Origin of the sequence: Mycobacterium sp. NPDC051804 (genome assembly GCF_044452905.1) — a bacterium.
In the GTDB taxonomy this organism is placed as follows: domain Bacteria; phylum Actinomycetota; class Actinomycetes; order Mycobacteriales; family Mycobacteriaceae; genus Mycobacterium.
Genome location: NZ_JBITCD010000005.1, coordinates 7661 through 23387, shown reverse-complemented (window position 1 = coordinate 23387; position 15727 = coordinate 7661). Strand labels below are relative to the sequence as shown.

General features: G+C 66.1%; 15 protein-coding genes, 1 tRNA gene and 1 other RNA gene. 8 read left to right on the top strand and 9 right to left on the bottom strand.

The features are described 5' to 3' along the window. Positions 1-339: a YbaB/EbfC family nucleoid-associated protein gene (locus ACIA48_RS19710; RefSeq protein ID WP_396735171.1), complete on the bottom strand. Its 339-nt coding sequence runs from the start codon at positions 337-339 to the stop codon at positions 1-3. An 88-nt stretch (positions 340-427) separates the two neighbouring features. Between ACIA48_RS19710 and ACIA48_RS19705 the strand changes: the two genes are divergently transcribed. Further along, on the top strand, positions 428-1171 hold the full coding sequence (locus tag ACIA48_RS19705) for an Rv3717 family N-acetylmuramoyl-L-alanine amidase (RefSeq protein WP_396735168.1): 744 nt from the start codon (positions 428-430) through the stop codon (positions 1169-1171). Between the two features lie 24 nt (positions 1172-1195). Here the strand turns inward: ACIA48_RS19705 and ACIA48_RS19700 are convergent, their stop codons facing one another. After that, entirely contained in the window at positions 1196-1636 is a 441-nt protein-coding gene (locus tag ACIA48_RS19700) for an SRPBCC family protein (RefSeq protein ID WP_396735165.1), read from the bottom strand. Positions 1637-1713: 77 nt separating this feature from the next. Here ACIA48_RS19700 and ACIA48_RS19695 point away from each other — a divergent pair, with 77 nt between their 5' ends. Both ACIA48_RS19695 and ACIA48_RS19690 read left to right on the top strand, forming a co-directional pair. Continuing rightward, a complete protein-coding gene (locus ACIA48_RS19695; protein WP_396735162.1) occupies positions 1714-3093 on the top strand; it encodes an FAD-binding oxidoreductase in 1380 nt (459 codons plus the stop codon). Next, a complete protein-coding gene (locus ACIA48_RS19690; RefSeq protein ID WP_396735159.1) occupies positions 3090-4409 on the top strand; it encodes a class I SAM-dependent methyltransferase in 1320 nt (439 codons plus the stop codon). The genes ACIA48_RS19695 and ACIA48_RS19690 overlap by 4 nt, the downstream gene beginning before the upstream one ends. Before the next feature lie 2 nt (positions 4410-4411). On the opposite strand, the gene ACIA48_RS19685 is transcribed toward ACIA48_RS19690, so the two are convergent. Then, positions 4412-6349 carry a DNA polymerase III subunits gamma/tau gene (locus tag ACIA48_RS19685; protein ID WP_396735156.1) on the bottom strand — a complete coding sequence of 646 codons (1938 nt, stop codon included), beginning with the start codon at positions 6347-6349 and terminating at the stop codon, positions 4412-4414. Between the two features lie 167 nt (positions 6350-6516). On the opposite strand from ACIA48_RS19685, the gene ACIA48_RS19680 reads away from it, so the two are divergent. Further along, the gene (locus ACIA48_RS19680) at positions 6517-7269 is read left to right on the top strand and encodes an RNA polymerase sigma factor (protein ID WP_396735153.1); all 753 of its coding nucleotides are present in this window, start codon (positions 6517-6519) and stop codon (positions 7267-7269) included. Positions 7270-7275: 6 nt separating this feature from the next. On the opposite strand, the gene ACIA48_RS19675 is transcribed toward ACIA48_RS19680, so the two are convergent. Next, the gene (locus ACIA48_RS19675) at positions 7276-8553 is read right to left on the bottom strand and encodes an aminotransferase class I/II-fold pyridoxal phosphate-dependent enzyme (protein ID WP_396735151.1); all 1278 of its coding nucleotides are present in this window, start codon (positions 8551-8553) and stop codon (positions 7276-7278) included. A 28-nt stretch (positions 8554-8581) separates the two neighbouring features. Continuing rightward, positions 8582-8676, bottom strand: an RNA gene (gene ffs, locus ACIA48_RS19670) — signal recognition particle sRNA small type. Between the two features lie 70 nt (positions 8677-8746). On the opposite strand from ffs, the gene ACIA48_RS19665 reads away from it, so the two are divergent. The 3 genes from ACIA48_RS19665 to ACIA48_RS19655 all read left to right on the top strand — a co-directional run bounded on the left by ACIA48_RS19665 (position 8747) and on the right by ACIA48_RS19655 (position 10762). Continuing rightward, positions 8747-8832, top strand: a tRNA-Ser gene (locus ACIA48_RS19665). Positions 8833-8903: 71 nt separating this feature from the next. Next, a complete protein-coding gene (locus ACIA48_RS19660) occupies positions 8904-9707 on the top strand; it encodes a hypothetical protein (RefSeq protein ID WP_396735148.1) in 804 nt (267 codons plus the stop codon). A 29-nt stretch (positions 9708-9736) separates the two neighbouring features. Then, on the top strand, positions 9737-10762 hold the full coding sequence (locus tag ACIA48_RS19655) for a S1C family serine protease (RefSeq protein WP_396735145.1): 1026 nt from the start codon (positions 9737-9739) through the stop codon (positions 10760-10762). Positions 10763-10771: 9 nt separating this feature from the next. On the opposite strand, the gene ACIA48_RS19650 is transcribed toward ACIA48_RS19655, so the two are convergent. After that, the gene (locus ACIA48_RS19650) at positions 10772-11449 is read right to left on the bottom strand and encodes a TetR/AcrR family transcriptional regulator C-terminal domain-containing protein (RefSeq protein ID WP_396735142.1); all 678 of its coding nucleotides are present in this window, start codon (positions 11447-11449) and stop codon (positions 10772-10774) included. 78 nt (positions 11450-11527) lie between these two features. Between ACIA48_RS19650 and ACIA48_RS19645 the strand changes: the two genes are divergently transcribed. Further along, entirely contained in the window at positions 11528-12595 is a 1068-nt protein-coding gene (locus tag ACIA48_RS19645; RefSeq protein ID WP_396735139.1) for a dihydrodipicolinate reductase, read from the top strand. On the opposite strand, the gene ACIA48_RS19640 is transcribed toward ACIA48_RS19645, so the two are convergent. The 3 genes from ACIA48_RS19640 to ACIA48_RS19630 form a co-directional block, all read right to left on the bottom strand. Further along, on the bottom strand, positions 12592-13872 hold the full coding sequence (locus ACIA48_RS19640) for a serine hydrolase domain-containing protein (protein ID WP_396735136.1): 1281 nt from the start codon (positions 13870-13872) through the stop codon (positions 12592-12594). The two genes, ACIA48_RS19645 and ACIA48_RS19640, sit on opposite strands and share 4 nt — an antisense overlap. A gap of 52 nt (positions 13873-13924) precedes the next feature. Further along, complete coding sequence (locus ACIA48_RS19635) at positions 13925-14380, bottom strand: hypothetical protein (RefSeq protein ID WP_396735134.1); 456 nt, start codon at positions 14378-14380, stop codon at positions 13925-13927. Positions 14381-14441: 61 nt separating this feature from the next. Continuing rightward, positions 14442-15431: a hypothetical protein gene (locus ACIA48_RS19630; protein ID WP_396735131.1), complete on the bottom strand. Its 990-nt coding sequence runs from the start codon at positions 15429-15431 to the stop codon at positions 14442-14444. Positions 15432-15727 lie beyond the last annotated feature (296 nt).

Genomic DNA, 15727 nt, shown 5'->3' with positions numbered 1-15727 from the left:
TCAGAGTCCTGGCAGATCCATGTCGCCCATCCCGCCGGCGAGTGGGCCCAAACGATCGTGAGCGAGGATCGTCACCTGCTTGGACGCGTCCGCGATCGCGCCAACGATGAGATCCTGCAGAGTCTCGACATCCTGCGGGTCGACGACCTTGGGGTCGATCCGCACCGCGATCACCTCGCCGCTGCCCTTCATCGTGACCTGCACCAGGCCACCGCCCGCCTGACCGTTGACTTCCGCCGCGGCCAGCGCGGCCTGCGCCTCCATCAACTGCTGCTGCACCTGCTGCGCCTGGGCGAGAAGAGCGGACATATCGGGCTGGCCACCACCACCGGGTTGCATGTCGATCCCCTTGCGTATTGGTCTCGAGTTGATTGCGTCGTCGCGTTGGGGTTTCAGCGTAGTCGGGGTCGGGGCTACGGTGGCGCCCGTGCATCCCCGCCTGCGTGTCGGTGCCACCGCGGTGGCGACCGGTCTCCTCATCGCCGCGTCCACGCTTGTCAGCCCGGCTTCAGCAGCGCCGGCCAACATCGCCGGCAAGATCGTCTTCCTCGACCCCGGCCACAACGCCGTCAACGACTCATCCATCAGCCGCCAGGTGCCGACCGGCCGTGGTGGCACCAAGGACTGCCAGGCCAGCGGTACCTCCACCGACGACGGCTACGCCGAGCACGCCTTCACTTGGGAGACCACGCTGCGCATTCGCCAGGCGCTGAGCGCGCTCGGCGTGCGGACGGCGATGTCCCGGGGCGACGACGCCAGCGCGGGCCCCTGTGTGGACGAGCGCGCGGCACTGGCCAACTCGCTACGCCCGGACGCGGTCATCAGCATCCACGCCGACGGCGGGCCGGCCAGCGGCCGCGGCTTCCACGTCCTGTATTCGAATCCGCCGCTCAACGACGTCCAGGCCGGGCCGTCGGTGCGACTGGCGACGATCATGAAGGACCAGCTGCAGGCCTCGGGCCTCGTGCCGTCCACCTACATCGGCACCGGTGGCCTGAACCCTCGGTCCGACATCGCCGGGCTCAACCTCGCGCAGTTCCCGTCGATCCTGGTCGAGCTGGGCAACATGAAGAACCCCGCGGACTCCGCGCTGATGAAGACACCCGAAGGCAGGCAGAAATACGCCGACGCCGTGGTGCGCGGTATCGCAGGCTTCCTGGGCTCGAGCTAGGCGCCCGCAGCTTGAATGTCGGGCCTAGCGGCCCTCCACCTGCTTCTTGAGGTTGTCCAGCACCTCGGCCTGGATCTTGCGCAGTCCCAGCGGCGCGAAGGTCTTCTCGAAGAAGCCGCCGATGCCACCGGCACCCTTCCACGAGGTCTTGACGGTCACCGACGAGCCCTCGCCTGCGGGCGAGACGGTCCAGTTCGTGATCATCGTCGAGTTGGCGTCCTTCTCGATCACCGTGTGACCTGCCACGTCGACGCTGGCCTTCACGTCACGCGACCGCGATTTGGTGGCCTGAAGCTTCCACGACGCGACCGTGCCCGCTCCCTGTCCGCCCTCGAGCACGCGGTACTCGCTGTAATGCGGCGAAAGAATCTTCGGGCGCACAGTCGCATAGTCGGCGACGGCTGCCAGCACGGTCTCCGGCGCGGCGGCGATCTCGACGGTGCTGGACGCGCTGACCTGTCCCATCGGTGCAAACTCCTAGCTAGGCGGTGATCACAATCGGTGCGGTCGCATCACCTGCGACCGCGGACTAGCGTATATCCGTGTCTGTGGTGGATACCGACGCACGTACCGCTCACTCCGCCGGGGTAGAGCGGCTTCTCGCCAGCTACCGGGCGATTCCCCCGAACGCCACGGTACGGCTGGCCAAACCGACATCGAACCTGTTCCGGGCCCGCGCCAAGACGTCGACCAAGGGTCTGGACGTATCGGGTCTGGGCGGGGTCATCGCCGTCGACCCCGAGAACCGCACCGCCGACGTCGCCGGTATGTGCACCTACGAAGACCTGGTCGCGGCCACACTCCCCTACGGCCTTGCGCCGCTGGTGGTGCCGCAACTCAAGACGATCACGCTTGGCGGCGCGGTCACCGGCCTCGGCATCGAGTCGACGTCTTTTCGCAGTGGTTTGCCGCACGAGTCGGTGCTGGAGATGGACATCCTCACCGGCACCGGCGACGTCGTGACCGCCTCACCCACCGAGAATGCCGACCTGTTCCGATCTTTCCCGAATTCCTATGGCACGCTTGGATATTCGGTCCGCATCAAGATTGAGCTGGAGCCGGTCAAGCCGTTCGTAGAGCTCCGTCATCTGCGGTTCCACGCGCTGACGGACCTCTTCACCGCGATGGACCGCATCGTCGAAACCGGCGGATATGACGGCACTGCCGTCGACTATCTCGACGGGGTCGTGTTCTCCGCCGACGAGAGCTACCTCGTACTCGGATTCCAGACCGGCACACCGGGTCCCGTCAGCGACTACACCGGCCAGCAGGTCTATTACCGCTCCATTCAGCACCCCGACGGGGAAAAGCACGACCGGTTGACGATCCACGACTACCTGTGGCGCTGGGACACCGACTGGTTCTGGTGCTCAAGGGCATTCGGCGCACAGGACCCGAATATCCGCCGCTTCTGGCCGCGGCGCTACCGGCGCAGCAGCTTCTACTGGAAGCTCATCGGCTACGACCAGCGGTTCAACATCGCCGACCGGATCGAAAAGCGCAACGGCCGGCCTCCATTGGAACGGGTTGTACAGGACATCGAGGTGCCGATCGGGCGTGCGGCGGAGTTCGTCGACTGGTTCCTGACCAACGTGCCGATCGAGCCGATCTGGTTGTGCCCGTTGCGGCTCCGCGACGAGACCACCTGGCCGCTGTACCCGATCCGCGCCCACAGCACCTACGTCAACGTCGGGTTCTGGTCGTCGGTGCCGGTCGGCCCGACCGAGGGACATACGAACAAGTTGATCGAACGCAAGGTCAGCGCGCTGGATGGTCACAAATCGCTGTATTCCGATGCGTACTACAGCCCGGAAGAGTTTGACGAACTCTATGGTGGAGAAACCTACAAAACCGTCAAGAAGACCTACGACCCCGACTCACGACTCCTCGACCTGTACGCAAAGGCGGTGCAAAGGCGATGACCACGTTCAAGGAACAGTCGACACAAGCAGCGGCCGGAAGACTCACGCTGGCTGAGATTCTGGAGATCTTCGCCGTCGGCGAGGTGCCGCTGAAGATCACGGCCTACGACGGCAGTTCGGCCGGCCCCAAGGACGCGACTGTCGGACTCAACCTGCTCACACCGCGTGGCACCACATACTTGGCCACTGCTCTCGGCGAGCTAGGACTGGCCCGCGCCTACGTATCCGGCGACCTCGAACCGCTCGGCGTACATCCCGGCGATCCTTATGACTTGATCAACGCACTTGCTTCACGCGACAACATGGACTTCAAGCGTCCACCCGCCCGAGTGCTGGCCAACGTCGTCCGCTCCATCGGCCTCGAGCATTTCAAACCGATCGCCCCGCCTCCCCAGGAGGCGCTGCCACGTTGGCGCCGCATGATGGAAGGTTTGCGGCACAGCAAGATTCGCGATGCCGAGGCCATTCACCACCACTACGACGTGTCGAACAAGTTCTACGAGTGGGTACTCGGCCCGTCGATGACCTATACCTGCGCGACCTACCCGGATGTCGACGCAAGTTTGGAAGAGGCACAGGAGAACAAGTACCGGCTGGTCTTCGACAAGCTGCGGTTACAGCCCGGCGACCGCCTACTCGACGTCGGCTGCGGCTGGGGCGGCATGGTCCGCTACGCCGCGCGCCACGGCGTGAAGACGATCGGCGTCACGCTGTCCAAAGAGCAGGCGGAGTGGGCGCAGAACGCGATCGCCGAACAAGGGCTCTCCGACCTGGCCGAGGTGCGCCACAGCGACTACCGCGACGTCCGGGAATCCGGTTTCGACGCGGTGTCCTCGATCGGGCTCACCGAACACATCGGCGTGCACAACTATCCGGCGTACTTCAAGTTCCTGCATTCGAAGATGCGCGTGGGCGCGTTGCTGCTCAACCACTGCATCACTCGTCACGACAACCGAACGGGCGCTAAGGCAGACAGTTTCATCGACCGCTACGTCTTCCCCGACGGTGAGCTCACGGGTTCGGGTCGCATCATCACCGAGGCTCAGAACGTCGGCCTCGAAGTGGTGCACGAGGAGAACCTACGCCACCACTACGCGCTGACGCTGCGCGACTGGTGCCGCAACCTCGTCGAGCACTGGGACGAGGCAGTCGAAGAGGTCGGGCTTCCCACCGCGAAGGTGTGGGGGCTGTACATGGCCGGCTCACGAGTCGGCTTCGAGACGAATGTCGTTCAGCTGCACCAGGTTCTGGCCGTCAAGCTCGATGAGCGCGGGTACGACGGCGGCCTGCCGTTACGCCCGTGGTGGACGCCCTAGACCTAGCTGCCGTCGATGCGACGGGCGCCGAGTTCGTTCTGAAGTAGCTCCAGCGCCACCTCTTCGGGGTCGCGCCGAGGTGAGTCAGAGGTGTCGTTACCCGCTTCTGCGAGCATGCTCTCCTCGTCGTCGTCGACGTCGCTCGGCGGTGGTTCCGGTACGGCGGCAGGCTTGCGCTCCGGCTCGGCGGCGGGCGCGGGGCCGGATGCGCCTACGTCGCACCGGATCTTCCAGTCAACGCCCAACGCGTCCTTGAGCGCCTCGCGGATGACGTCGGAGTTGCGCTGTTCGGTCAATCGTTTGGCCAGTGGCGCGGACTCGTGGCTGAGGACCAGAGTGTCGCCCTCGACGGCACGGACAATCGCGCCTGCCAGCATCACCTCGGTGGTGCGGCTGCGCTGACGGACCTTCTCGCGCACCGTCGTCCACATGCTGCGCACCGCCGCCGCGTTCGGCTCGCCGGTGACGGCCGCGGGTGGCGGCGCCGTCACGACGGGATCGGCAGGCTGCCGCACCGGCGGAGGCGACGCCGGCTTCGGTTCGGATGCAGGCTCGGATGCGGCCGGCGGCTCGAGCGGCTCGGGCGGCCCGGGAGTGGGCTTGGGCTCCAAAGCGGGCTCCGGCATGGGCTTGGGCTCGACGACCACCGTCGGTTCGAGCGCCGGCTTCAGCTCCGGTGCAGGCTTCGACTCGGGCGGAGGGTCGGCTGCGGCCGGCGCTTCGGCAGTCTGGCTCTTGCGGCTGTACTTCGGCGCGCCTCCGGGCAGTTCCCCCGCGGGAATCGACATGTCCAGCCGGGTCTCGATGCGCTCGACGCGCTGCAACAACGCTGCCTCGGTATCGCTGGCCGACGGCAACAGCAGCCGCGCGCACACCACCTCGAGCAGCAGCCGAGGCGCGGTGGCACCGCGCATCTCACCAAGCCCGGCGTGCACGACCTCGGCGTAGCGGGTCAGCGTGGCGGTGCCGACCCGAGTCGCCTGATCCCGCATCCGCTCCAGCACGTCCTCGGGGCCGTCGACCACGCCGCGGGCCACTGCGTCCGGAACCGACTGCAGCACAATGAGATCGCGGAACCGCTCTAGCAGATCTGTGGCGAACCGGCGTGGGTCGTGGCCAGCGTCGATCACGCCCTCGACAGCGCCGAACAACGCCGCGGCATCCCCCGCGGCGAGCGCGTCGATCGCATCGTCGATCAGCGCCACGTCGGTGGCACCGAGCAGCGCGAGGGCTCGCGGATAGCTGACCTGATTGCCGTCCGCGCCGGCCAACAACTGGTCGAGCACCGACAACGTGTCACGGGGCGATCCGGCGCCGGCCCGGATGACGAGCGGGTACACCGCGTCGTCGACCGTCACGGTCTCCTGCGCGCAGATGCGCTCCAGAAGCGAGCGCATGGTCCGCGGCGCCAACAACCTGAACGGGTAGTGGTGGGTGCGCGAGCGGATGGTCGGCAGCACCTTCTCGGGTTCGGTGGTGGCGAACACGAAGATCAGATGTTCCGGGGGCTCCTCAACGATCTTCAGCAGCGCGTTGAAGCCCGCCGTGGTGACCATGTGCGCTTCGTCGATGATGAAGATGCGGTACCGCGACTGCGCAGGCGCGTAGAAGGCGCGGTCGCGGAGTTCGCGGGTGTCGTCCACACCGCCGTGGCTGGCGGCGTCCAGTTCGGTCACGTCGACGCTGCCGCCGCCGTTCGGCGCAAGCGCCACGCAGGATGCGCAGACCCCGCACGGTGTGGCAGTCGGCCCCTGCTCACAATTCAGCGACCGGGCCAGGATCCGCGCCGACGACGTCTTGCCGCATCCGCGCGGCCCGGAGAACAGGTAGGCGTGGTTTATGCGGCCCGCCGTCAGCGCGGTGGACAGCGGCTCGGTGACGTGCTCCTGGCCAACCACGTCGGCGAATGTCGCGGGTCTGTACTTGCGGTAGAGCGCCACGCTCGCACACGCTACCGAGGACCGGTGACGCCGCGGCGCGGCATGTAACCAAAGCCGCATTTCTCGGCGGCGACTTACCTCGCGGGTAGGAAACTCTTTCCCGGCAGAAGTGGAACCTGGCCTCTCGGCGATTACGGCAGACGCGCAGTAAGACGACCATTTCGACCATGGCATCCACGACCACTCCACCGGTGAAAGGCCTCAGCGACGCAGAGCTCGCCACGGCGGCAGCGACCGGTGACCGGGAGGCATTGGAGGCCATTTACCACCGGTACGCGGGCCGGCTGCACAACTATTGCGTGGGCCTGGTGCGCGACCACCACACGGCCGCCGACTGCGTACAAGACGTCTTCTGCATCGCGGCTTCCGATATCCACAAGCTGCGCGAGCCCGAGAAGCTGCGGCCCTGGCTCTATTCGATCGCCCGTCACGCCGCGCTGCGCACCCTGCACGAACAACGTCGCGAACCCGCCTTCGACGAGGTACCCGACACCGTGGCGCTCGGCCCCGGCCCGTTCACCCTGACTGCACGAAACGAGCTCGCGCAGTTGGTCGTTGCTGCCGCCCGTGGTTTGTCAGAACGCGATCGCGCCGTCTTGGAACTGGCTTACCGTCAAGGGCTGGCCGGACCCGAGCTCGCGCGGGCCCTCGGCGTCAGCCACGACTGCGCCAAGAAACTTCTCCAACGGCTGCGCCAGACGTTCGAGCGTTCGCTGGGTGCCCTGATGGTGGCCCGGCACGCCGCCCAGCACGGATGCTCACAGCTCGCCGAAGCGCTGTCCGGCTGGGACGATCAGTTCACCGTGTTGACGCGCAAACGCGTTGCGCGCCATATCGAGTCATGCTCGACGTGCGACGACTATCGTCGCAGCCTCGTCAGCTCGGTGGCCACACTCGGCTCGGGGGTCATCAAGACCTGAACGCGGCTAGTCCTTCAGCAGCGCTTCGGTGGCCGACAACAGCGCACAGGTCGCCAGGCCGTCCATCGCCTCACGCAACTCAGGCAGCGGCGGGAACGACGGAGCGATCCGGATGTTCTTGTCCTCCGGGTCTTTTCGATACGGGAAGGTGGCCCCGGCCTCGGTGACCGCGATGCCGGCGTCCTTGGCCAGCGCGATGGTGCGGCGCGCAGTACCCGGCAGCACGTCCAGGCTCACGAAATAGCCGCCTTTGGGCTCGGTCCACGACGCGATCTTCGACTCGCCGAGCCGGTCGGCGAGGATCTCCAGCACGGTGGCGAACTTGGGTGCCAACAACTCCTGATGGCGCTGCATCTGCAGCCGCACGCCGTCGGCGTCCCGGAAGAACCGCAGATGCCGAAGCTGGTTCACCTTGTCCGGCCCGATCGACTTCTTGCCCGCGTACTGCAGATACCAGGCAATGTTGCCCAGCGAGCCGCCGAAAAAGCTCACTCCGGCGCCGGCGTAGGTGATCTTCGACGTCGAGGCGAACACAAGCGGCCGGTTCGGATTGCCCGCGGCTTCAGCCAGACCGAGGACGTCGATGTTCTGCGCGAAATCGTGCGTCAGTGTGTGCACTGCGTAGGCGTTGTCCCACATGAGCCGGAAATCGTTGGCGGCGGTCTGCATTTGAACGAGCCGCCGCACCTTCTCCCACGAAAAGGTCACGCCGGTCGGGTTCGAGTACACGGGAACACACCACATGCCCTTGATGGCCGGATCGACCGCGACCAGCTCCTCGATCAGGTCGAGGTCCGGGCCGTCCTCGTGCATGGGCACAGTGATCATCTCGATGCCGAGGGTCTCGGTGATCGCGAAGTGCCGGTCGTAGCCGGGAGCCGGGCAGAGGAATTTGACCTGCGGCTCGTCCTTCCAGGGCCGCGGCGAATCGACGCCGCCGTGCAGCAGCGTGAACGTCACGACGTCATGCATGAACTCCAGGCTGGCGTTGTTGCCCGCGATCAGGTTCGGCACCGCGATGCCGAGGATCTCGCCGAAGATCGCCCGTAGTTCGGGCAGCCCGTGCAGACCGCCGTAGTTGCGCGTGTCCGTGCCGTCGCCGTCCTTGAAGTCGGCCTTGCCGGGCAGGTCCAGCAGACCGTTGGACAGATCGAGCTGCGCCGCCGAGGGCTTACCCCTGGTCAGGTCGAGCTTGAGGCCCTTGGCCTTGAGGTCGGCGTAATTGCGCGTCTGCAGCTCGTGCTGGGCGCGAATCTCCGCAGGGCCGAGCGACTGAAACGACACGAGGCGCCTTTCACCAGAGGCCGGGAAATGAAGGGGACCCCGCGCACCCGCCAGAGCCCATTGACCCTTGCTGCCTTCCGGCCCTGGGGGAGTTCACAGGATAGACGCCGCGCGGGGTCCGAAAGGCAGTCTAGTACCCGGTGCACAGTGCGACTGGACGGGCACATCAGCGTGGTCCGCTACCATGACCGGCGGAGGATTCGCCTAGTGGCCTATGGCGCTCGCCTGGAACGCGGGTTGGGTTAATAGCCCTCAGGGGTTCAAATCCCCTATCCTCCGCGCTTTGGCCGGGGTGCGACTACATACGAATAACCTGGTCGCACCTCGGGCCAACCAACTCAAGGAGGAGTATGCGGCGCTGGGTCGCGGTCTTGTGGCACGCCTCGTTCTCGTGCGTTGCTGCGGCCCTCTATTTCGTCTTCGTCCTGCCGCGGTGGTGGGAACTGATGGGCACGACGTCGCACACCCTCGGCACCGTGATGCGCATCGTCACCGGTGTGCTGATCGGGCTGGCCGCGCTGCCGGTCGTGTTCACGCTGCTGCGTACGCGCCGGGCCGAGTTCCGCACGCCGCTGCTGGCCCTGCGGCTGCGCACGGGGTCGATCGTGCTGCATGTGGTGGCCGGCGTGCTGATCGTCGGTGCGGCGATCAGCGAAATCTGGCTCTCGCTCGACGACGCGGGTCAATGGCTGTTCGGGATCTACGGCGCCGCTGCCGCGATCGCCCTGCTGGGAATCTTCGCGTTCTACCTGGCTGATGTCGCCGAATTGCCGCCGCCGCCACCGAAACCGCTCAAGCCCAAGACACCGAAGCAGCGCCGCGGCCGACGCAAGAAGGACGACGAGACCGCCTCCGAGGACGTCACCGACGCCGAAGAGACCGACACCGACGAGACCGACGAGAGCGAAGAGACCGAAGCCGCCGACTCCGAGGACGACAAGTCCGAGGACAAACCGGCCGAGGTCACGGCGGAGGCCGAGGAGCCCGAGTCGGCCGGGGTGGAACCGGAGTCGACGGCCGAGGAGGCCGACGGCGAGGAGCCGGACACCGGCAAGACCAACGGCAAATCACCTGCTAACGGCACCTCCGAGAAGGCTGCTCCGACACGTCGTCGCCGCAGGCGCATGCGTGGCGGCGTCGCAGTCGAGGATTAAAAACTCATTCTTTCGGGCAAGATGAGCTGATGCGCATATTCCCTGTGCGTCGCTCCATCGCGACGCTGTTGACCGCCTTTGTCGCGGTCCTGGCGCTGGTCGCGCCAGTGAACCCGGCGACGTCCATGGCGGCCCCCGGGGACCCAATGGCCGCAGCGGGCCAGGTTGAGCCCAGCGTGGCCCGTATCGACACCGAGATTCACTACCAAAGCGCCATAGGCAACGGCGCCGGAATCGTGCTCGATCCGGGTGGTCAGGTGCTGACGAATTTTCACGTGGTGTCCGGCGCCGACGTCGTCAACGTCGGGGTGGCCGGGCGTACCTACCCTGCTCAACTGGTTGGGTACGACCGCCGGCGCGACGTCGCGGTGCTGCAGCTGCTCGGTGCCGGCGGGCTGCCCGTCGCGCCGATAGGGGACTCCAACACCCTGGTAGAGGGCGAGCCCGTCGTCGCCATCGGCAACGCGCAGGGCAGCAACGCGCCGCTTACCCACGAGGTCGGCACCGTCACCGGCTTCGGCCGTGTCGTCAATGCCGAGGACAGCCTCACCGGCAGCAAGGACGAGCTGACCGGGCTCATCGAATTCGCGGCGCCGGTGATCGCCGGAGACTCCGGCGGTCCTGTCGTGAACGGCGCGGGCCAGGTCGTCGGAATCACGACTGCGGCGACGGTGAACTTCCGGATGGGCCCGGGTGGCAAGGGCTTCGCCATCCCGATCAACGACGCGATGGCGATCGCCAACCAGATCCGCTCGGGAGCGGCCTCCGACTCGGTGCACATCGGTCCGCCGGTGCTGCTCGGTGTCGGGGTGCGCACCGCTCCGACCGACGCGCCGGGTGTGCTCGTCGCTGATGTCCTGCGTGGCGGCCCTGCCGACCAGGCAGGCCTCGTGGGTGGCGACGTCCTCACGACCCTGGACGGCACGCCGCTGGATTCGGCCACCACCCTGACGTACGTACTCGACCGCCATTACCCCGGCGACGTCATCGATCTCACTTGGATCGACGCCAGCGGTCAGCAGCGCACCGGGAAGGTCGCACTCACACCGCTGTAAAGCGTTGCTTCACAACGTGTCAGCGCGGTCGAGGATTCGTTCCAGCCCGGCGATCACGACATCGAGTTCGAAGTCGAACTGCGTTTGCGCGTCGTGTTCGGTGGCCGGTGCCGATTCGAGCACTCGGCGTAACGCCGGGTAGGTGTCCTGCGGTTCCCGCAGTAGCGCCTCCGTCGTTTCCGCGCGGTGCCGGTGGGCGCCGGTGCCGGTCTGTGCGATGACGGTCTGCGCCGCGGATTGCGCGATGTTGGAAACGGCGGTGAGGCCGTGCCGCGCGCTGTCGGGATCCAGGCCGGCCGACAGCAGCGCATCGAGAACTCGATCGGCCAAGGCTAACGCCGCGGCCGTGCTGAGACCGCGCAGCTGCGCGAAGTCCGTCGCAGAATCCTGCGTGCCCACCCGGATCAGTCCGTCGCGGAAGGCGACGGCGTACGTCCGCAGCGTGACCCGCCAGTCGTCGTCGGTAGGCAGCTCGACGGGGGCGAGTTCCTGCTCGAACTGGTCGAGCACCATCAAGGTCAGCAGGCCCGCACGATCTCCGACGTAATAGTGCAGCGCTTTGCGGCTCACCCCGAGCGCATCGGCGACTGCCTGCATGGTCAGGTCCCCGGCCGCGACGCTCTGGGCCGCGACGACGATCTGGTCCCGGCTGATCCGCGGTGGACGCCCCCTTGTTCGCCCGCTCATCACCGTCACCCTAGGCGATTTTTCGCCGGTCGGTAAAAAAGTCTTCCCTGCCGCGTCGAGCGCCCCTATGCTGAGCGCGTGCCAAACACCCCATATCGGGTCGTCCAATGGACGACGGGAAATGTCGGAAAAAGTTCAGTCGAGGCGATTGCCAAGAACCCGAACTATGAACTCGTCGGCCTCTACGCGTGGTCCAACGACAAGGTGGGCCGCGACGCCGGCGATTTGGCCGGCATAGATCCACTGGGGGTCAAGGCCACCAATGATGTGGACGCGCTGCTGGCGCTGAAGCCCGATGTCGTGGTGTACAACCCGATGTGGATCGACGTCGCCGAGCTCGTCCGCATCCTCGAGGCAGGCGTGAATGTCGTTGCTTCCGCGTCCTTCATCACCGGACACAACCTCGGTGACGGCCGAGCCAAACTCGAAGACGCTTGCCAACGCGGCGGATCCACGCTGTTCGGTTCGGGCGTCAGCCCGGGCTTCGCCGAATTGCTCGCGATTGTCGCCACCACGGCGTGCGACCGTGTCGACAAGATCACCATCGCCGAATCCGCCGACACCACTCTCTACGATTCGCCTGACACCGAGCGGCCCGTCGGATTCGACAAGAAGATCGACGATCCCGAACTGCAGCCGATGGCCGAGAAGGGCACGGCGGTATTCGCCGAGGCCGTGCAGCTGGTTGCCGACGCCGTCGGCATCGAACTCGACGAGGTCAAGTGTGTCTCCGAATATGCTCAGACCACAGAGGATCTCCCGATGGCGTCGTGGACCATCAAGGCAGGCCATGTCGCCGGTGTGTACGCCAGCTGGCAGGGAATTGCCAACGGTAAGACCGTGATCGACATCAACGTGCGATGGAAGAAGGGGCAGACGCTCGACCCGGACTGGCAGCTCGACGGCGACGGGTGGAAGATCACGATCGACGGACGGCCGACAGTCAACATGCAGGTCGGTTTCCTCCCACCGCCCGACATGATTGAGAATGCGAAGACGCTCGAGGACTTCTTCGTGCTCGGCCACATCATGACGGCGATGCCGCCGATTCACGCCATCCCTGCGGTCGTTGCGGCGGCGCCGGGCATCGCCACCTACAACGATCTGCCGCTGCCACAGGCGCGCGGCGTAGTTCCTACGGCCTAGCGCCGGCCCGCCAGCTTCTTTGGCGCGGCCGATTCACGGTATCGGGCACCGTATTTCGGCACCACAAGGGGACCGCTATGCCGCGCCGCTGTGATGGCGTTGCGCAGCGGCCGGGCCAGGCCCGCGAACGATCCCATGTCGAGCACCATTGGTGTGAGCAGCCGATCGTGGACGAACGCGAATGCGCTGCCGGTCTCCGGATCGGCCCAACCAAGGGTGCCGCCGAGGCCGATATGGCCGAAACCCTTGAGCAGTCCGGGAATCGGCGATTCGTGGTAGCCGAGATGAAACGGCATCGGCACACCGACGTTCAGATCAGGCCATGGCTTGGGATTGCCGATGAGCCCCTGCGTGAGTTCCGGCGAAAGGAGTTGGACGCCATCGAGACTGCCCCCGTTGGCGACCGCCGCGTACATCCGGGCCAGCCCACGGGCCGTCACCACGCCGTTGGCCGCGGGCACCTCTCCGTCGAGGAATGGAATATCGCCCTGCACAAGCGATTTGATTCCAGGAAAGTACATCGCGCCTAGCGCACCCGACAGCGGCAGTCCGGCCACCTTCGGTGCGACGAAGTTGAACACCGGATTGGCACGCGTGCCCTGCGGCGCCAGAATCTGCGCAACCTTGGTTGGCGAGCCGGCCGGTGGACGGCCGAGGTGGATGCCGTCGGTGTTGAGTGGTTGCGCAACCTCGACACGGATGAGCTCTCGCATACCCATACCCGTGACGGCCCTGGCCAGACCAGACAGAATCCAGCCGTAGGTCAGCGCGTGGTACGCCGGCCAGCCCCGCTGACGATCCGACGGCGCGGCGGCCAACCGCTCTTCCATCAGCACGTGATCGAGCAGCTCCTCCTTGGTCACACCCTTGAGGTGCGCTAACCCCGACCGATGCCGCAGCACATCACGCACGGTGATGTCTTCCTTGCCGCTGGCGCCGAATTCGGGCCAATACTGCGCCACGGGCTCGTCGTAGGACAGGAGGCCGCGATCGACGAGCCGGTGGATGACCATCGCCGCGACGCCTTTGGTCGCGGAGAACACCATCGCCGCGGTATCGGCGGTCCACGCCGTCTGGCCGGATCTGTCCGACCATCCCCTCCACACGTCGACGACAGGTTTGCCGTCGATGTAAACCGCCAACGCGCCGCCGCCGAAGCGTTGGCCGGGGAACAGTCCGGCGAAGATTCGCACGACGTTTCCGAAGCGCGGATCCGCGGCGCCCTGGACGTCGCGCGGCAACCCCTCCCCGGCTCGCAACAATGACGCCTTTGTCATACCGCTAACAATGCGACCGTCGCCATCGCCGTGGGCGCAGAACCGCAATAATTCAGCCGGTCACGCTCATGACGTGGGCCTTCAGCTGCGCCCCTGGCGGGCCCTCGAGAACGACGTCCTTGAGGATCTGTGCCTGATCCTTGTGAACCGTGAACTCACCCTTCTGCGGCGCGCTCCCGCCGAGAACTTCGTAGAACACCGTGAACGGTGTCTCCGGCAGCGGGTGCAGCCCAAGGTATTTCGGCTCGATCGTGTACTTGTAGCTGCACGCGGCGCCTGGCACACAGGTCTGGTCCGTGACGATCACATTGATGGCGAACTCGACGGGAGTCGGCACCTTCGGCTGGGGCGGAGCGAGCGTTGTCCTCGGCGTCGCCACCCGGTCGGAGGGTTTCGGCGCCGTGATGCTGCCAAAGATCATCACGGCCGCGATGCCGACGCCGCTGGCGATTATGGCGAGCAGCGCCAGACCCGCGGACCACTTGCGCACGGTCGACGAAACTTGCATGTACCTATTCAAATCTGATGCGTGCCGGAGCGCGGCATTTCGGCCGCGCCCCGGCGTCGCGTCAGAGCCCAGCCCGCCGGCGCTTGCCGAGGACCGACATGAGAATCGCGCCGACCGCCACGACCGCTACCAGGGCAGCCCCCGCGATGAGCATGAAATCAGTGCTGCCCAATCCGGTGGGCTTCGAGTCGCTCACCAGTTTCAGGTCGTAGTTTCCGGGGAGCGGTCCTTCGCCAGGAGCCTCCATACCGGGGAAGCTCTGCGTCTCCTGCACCTGGAACTGCGGCACGCCCTGCTCGTTCTGCTTCCACTCGCCCCAGGCCGGCGTGACGCCGTCGAGAAGCACCTTGTGCATGTTGTTGTTGGTCGGATCGGGACCCACGTCGACGACCCTCTTGACCACCATCGGTGCATAGGTCGCGTTGGTGTACTGGACCTGAACCGGGACGTTGTTCAGGGTCCGCACCGGCGGCGGCGGTGGCGGGGGCGGCTGCCCCGGTCCGGGGACGTAACCGCCGCCGAAGAAGTTGCCGACGGCGAGATCGATGGGGATTCCGAACGCGTTGAGGCGGATTGCCGAGAAGTTGTACGAACCCGCTTGCGCCACCTCGGTGACCACCCGGCCGAACGGTTCGATGATCACGATCCGCGGCTGGCCGCCGACGTCGTAAACCACCTTCATCGGGTCGGGATAGGGATTGAAGATCAACGGCCGGTAGTACTTGTCGTACTGCACCCAGTCGGGCTGCCACTGCGCAACCTTGGCCTCGACCTTGACGGTCGCCTCTGGACCAAGCGGGCCATCAGTCTTCACTTCGCTGGTCAGCACAAGGTCGTGCAACTCTTCGACCTCGGCCTTCGGAGCAGGCTTGGGGTCCACGTCGACCGGCGGCGCGGTCTTCGCGGCTTCGATGTCCTGCGGGGAGGCTTGCGTCTGAACCGGCTCGGCAGGCGTGTTCGCTTCCGCCTCCGCTTCGGCGGCCGGTACGACCTTCCCATTGGCGGGGTTAGAGGCCGGGTCGTCTTCGGTCGGTCCTCCTTCGGGCCCCACGGGTCCGCTCTCAGGGTCCGTCTTGCCCGACCCCTCATTCGGACTTTCGGCCGGCTTATCAGCCGGAGTGTCACTGTCGGCGGGCTTCTCAGCCGGAGTGTCACTATCCGCCGGCTTCTCAGCCGGAGTGTCACTATCGGCCGGCTTCTCAGCCGGAGTGTCACTATCAGCCGGCTTCTCAGCCGGAGTGTCACTATCAGCCGGCTTCTCAGCCGGAGTGTCACTATCAGCCGGCTTCTCAGCCGGAGTGTCACTATCAGCCGGCTTCTCAGCCGGAGTGTCACTATCAGCCGGCT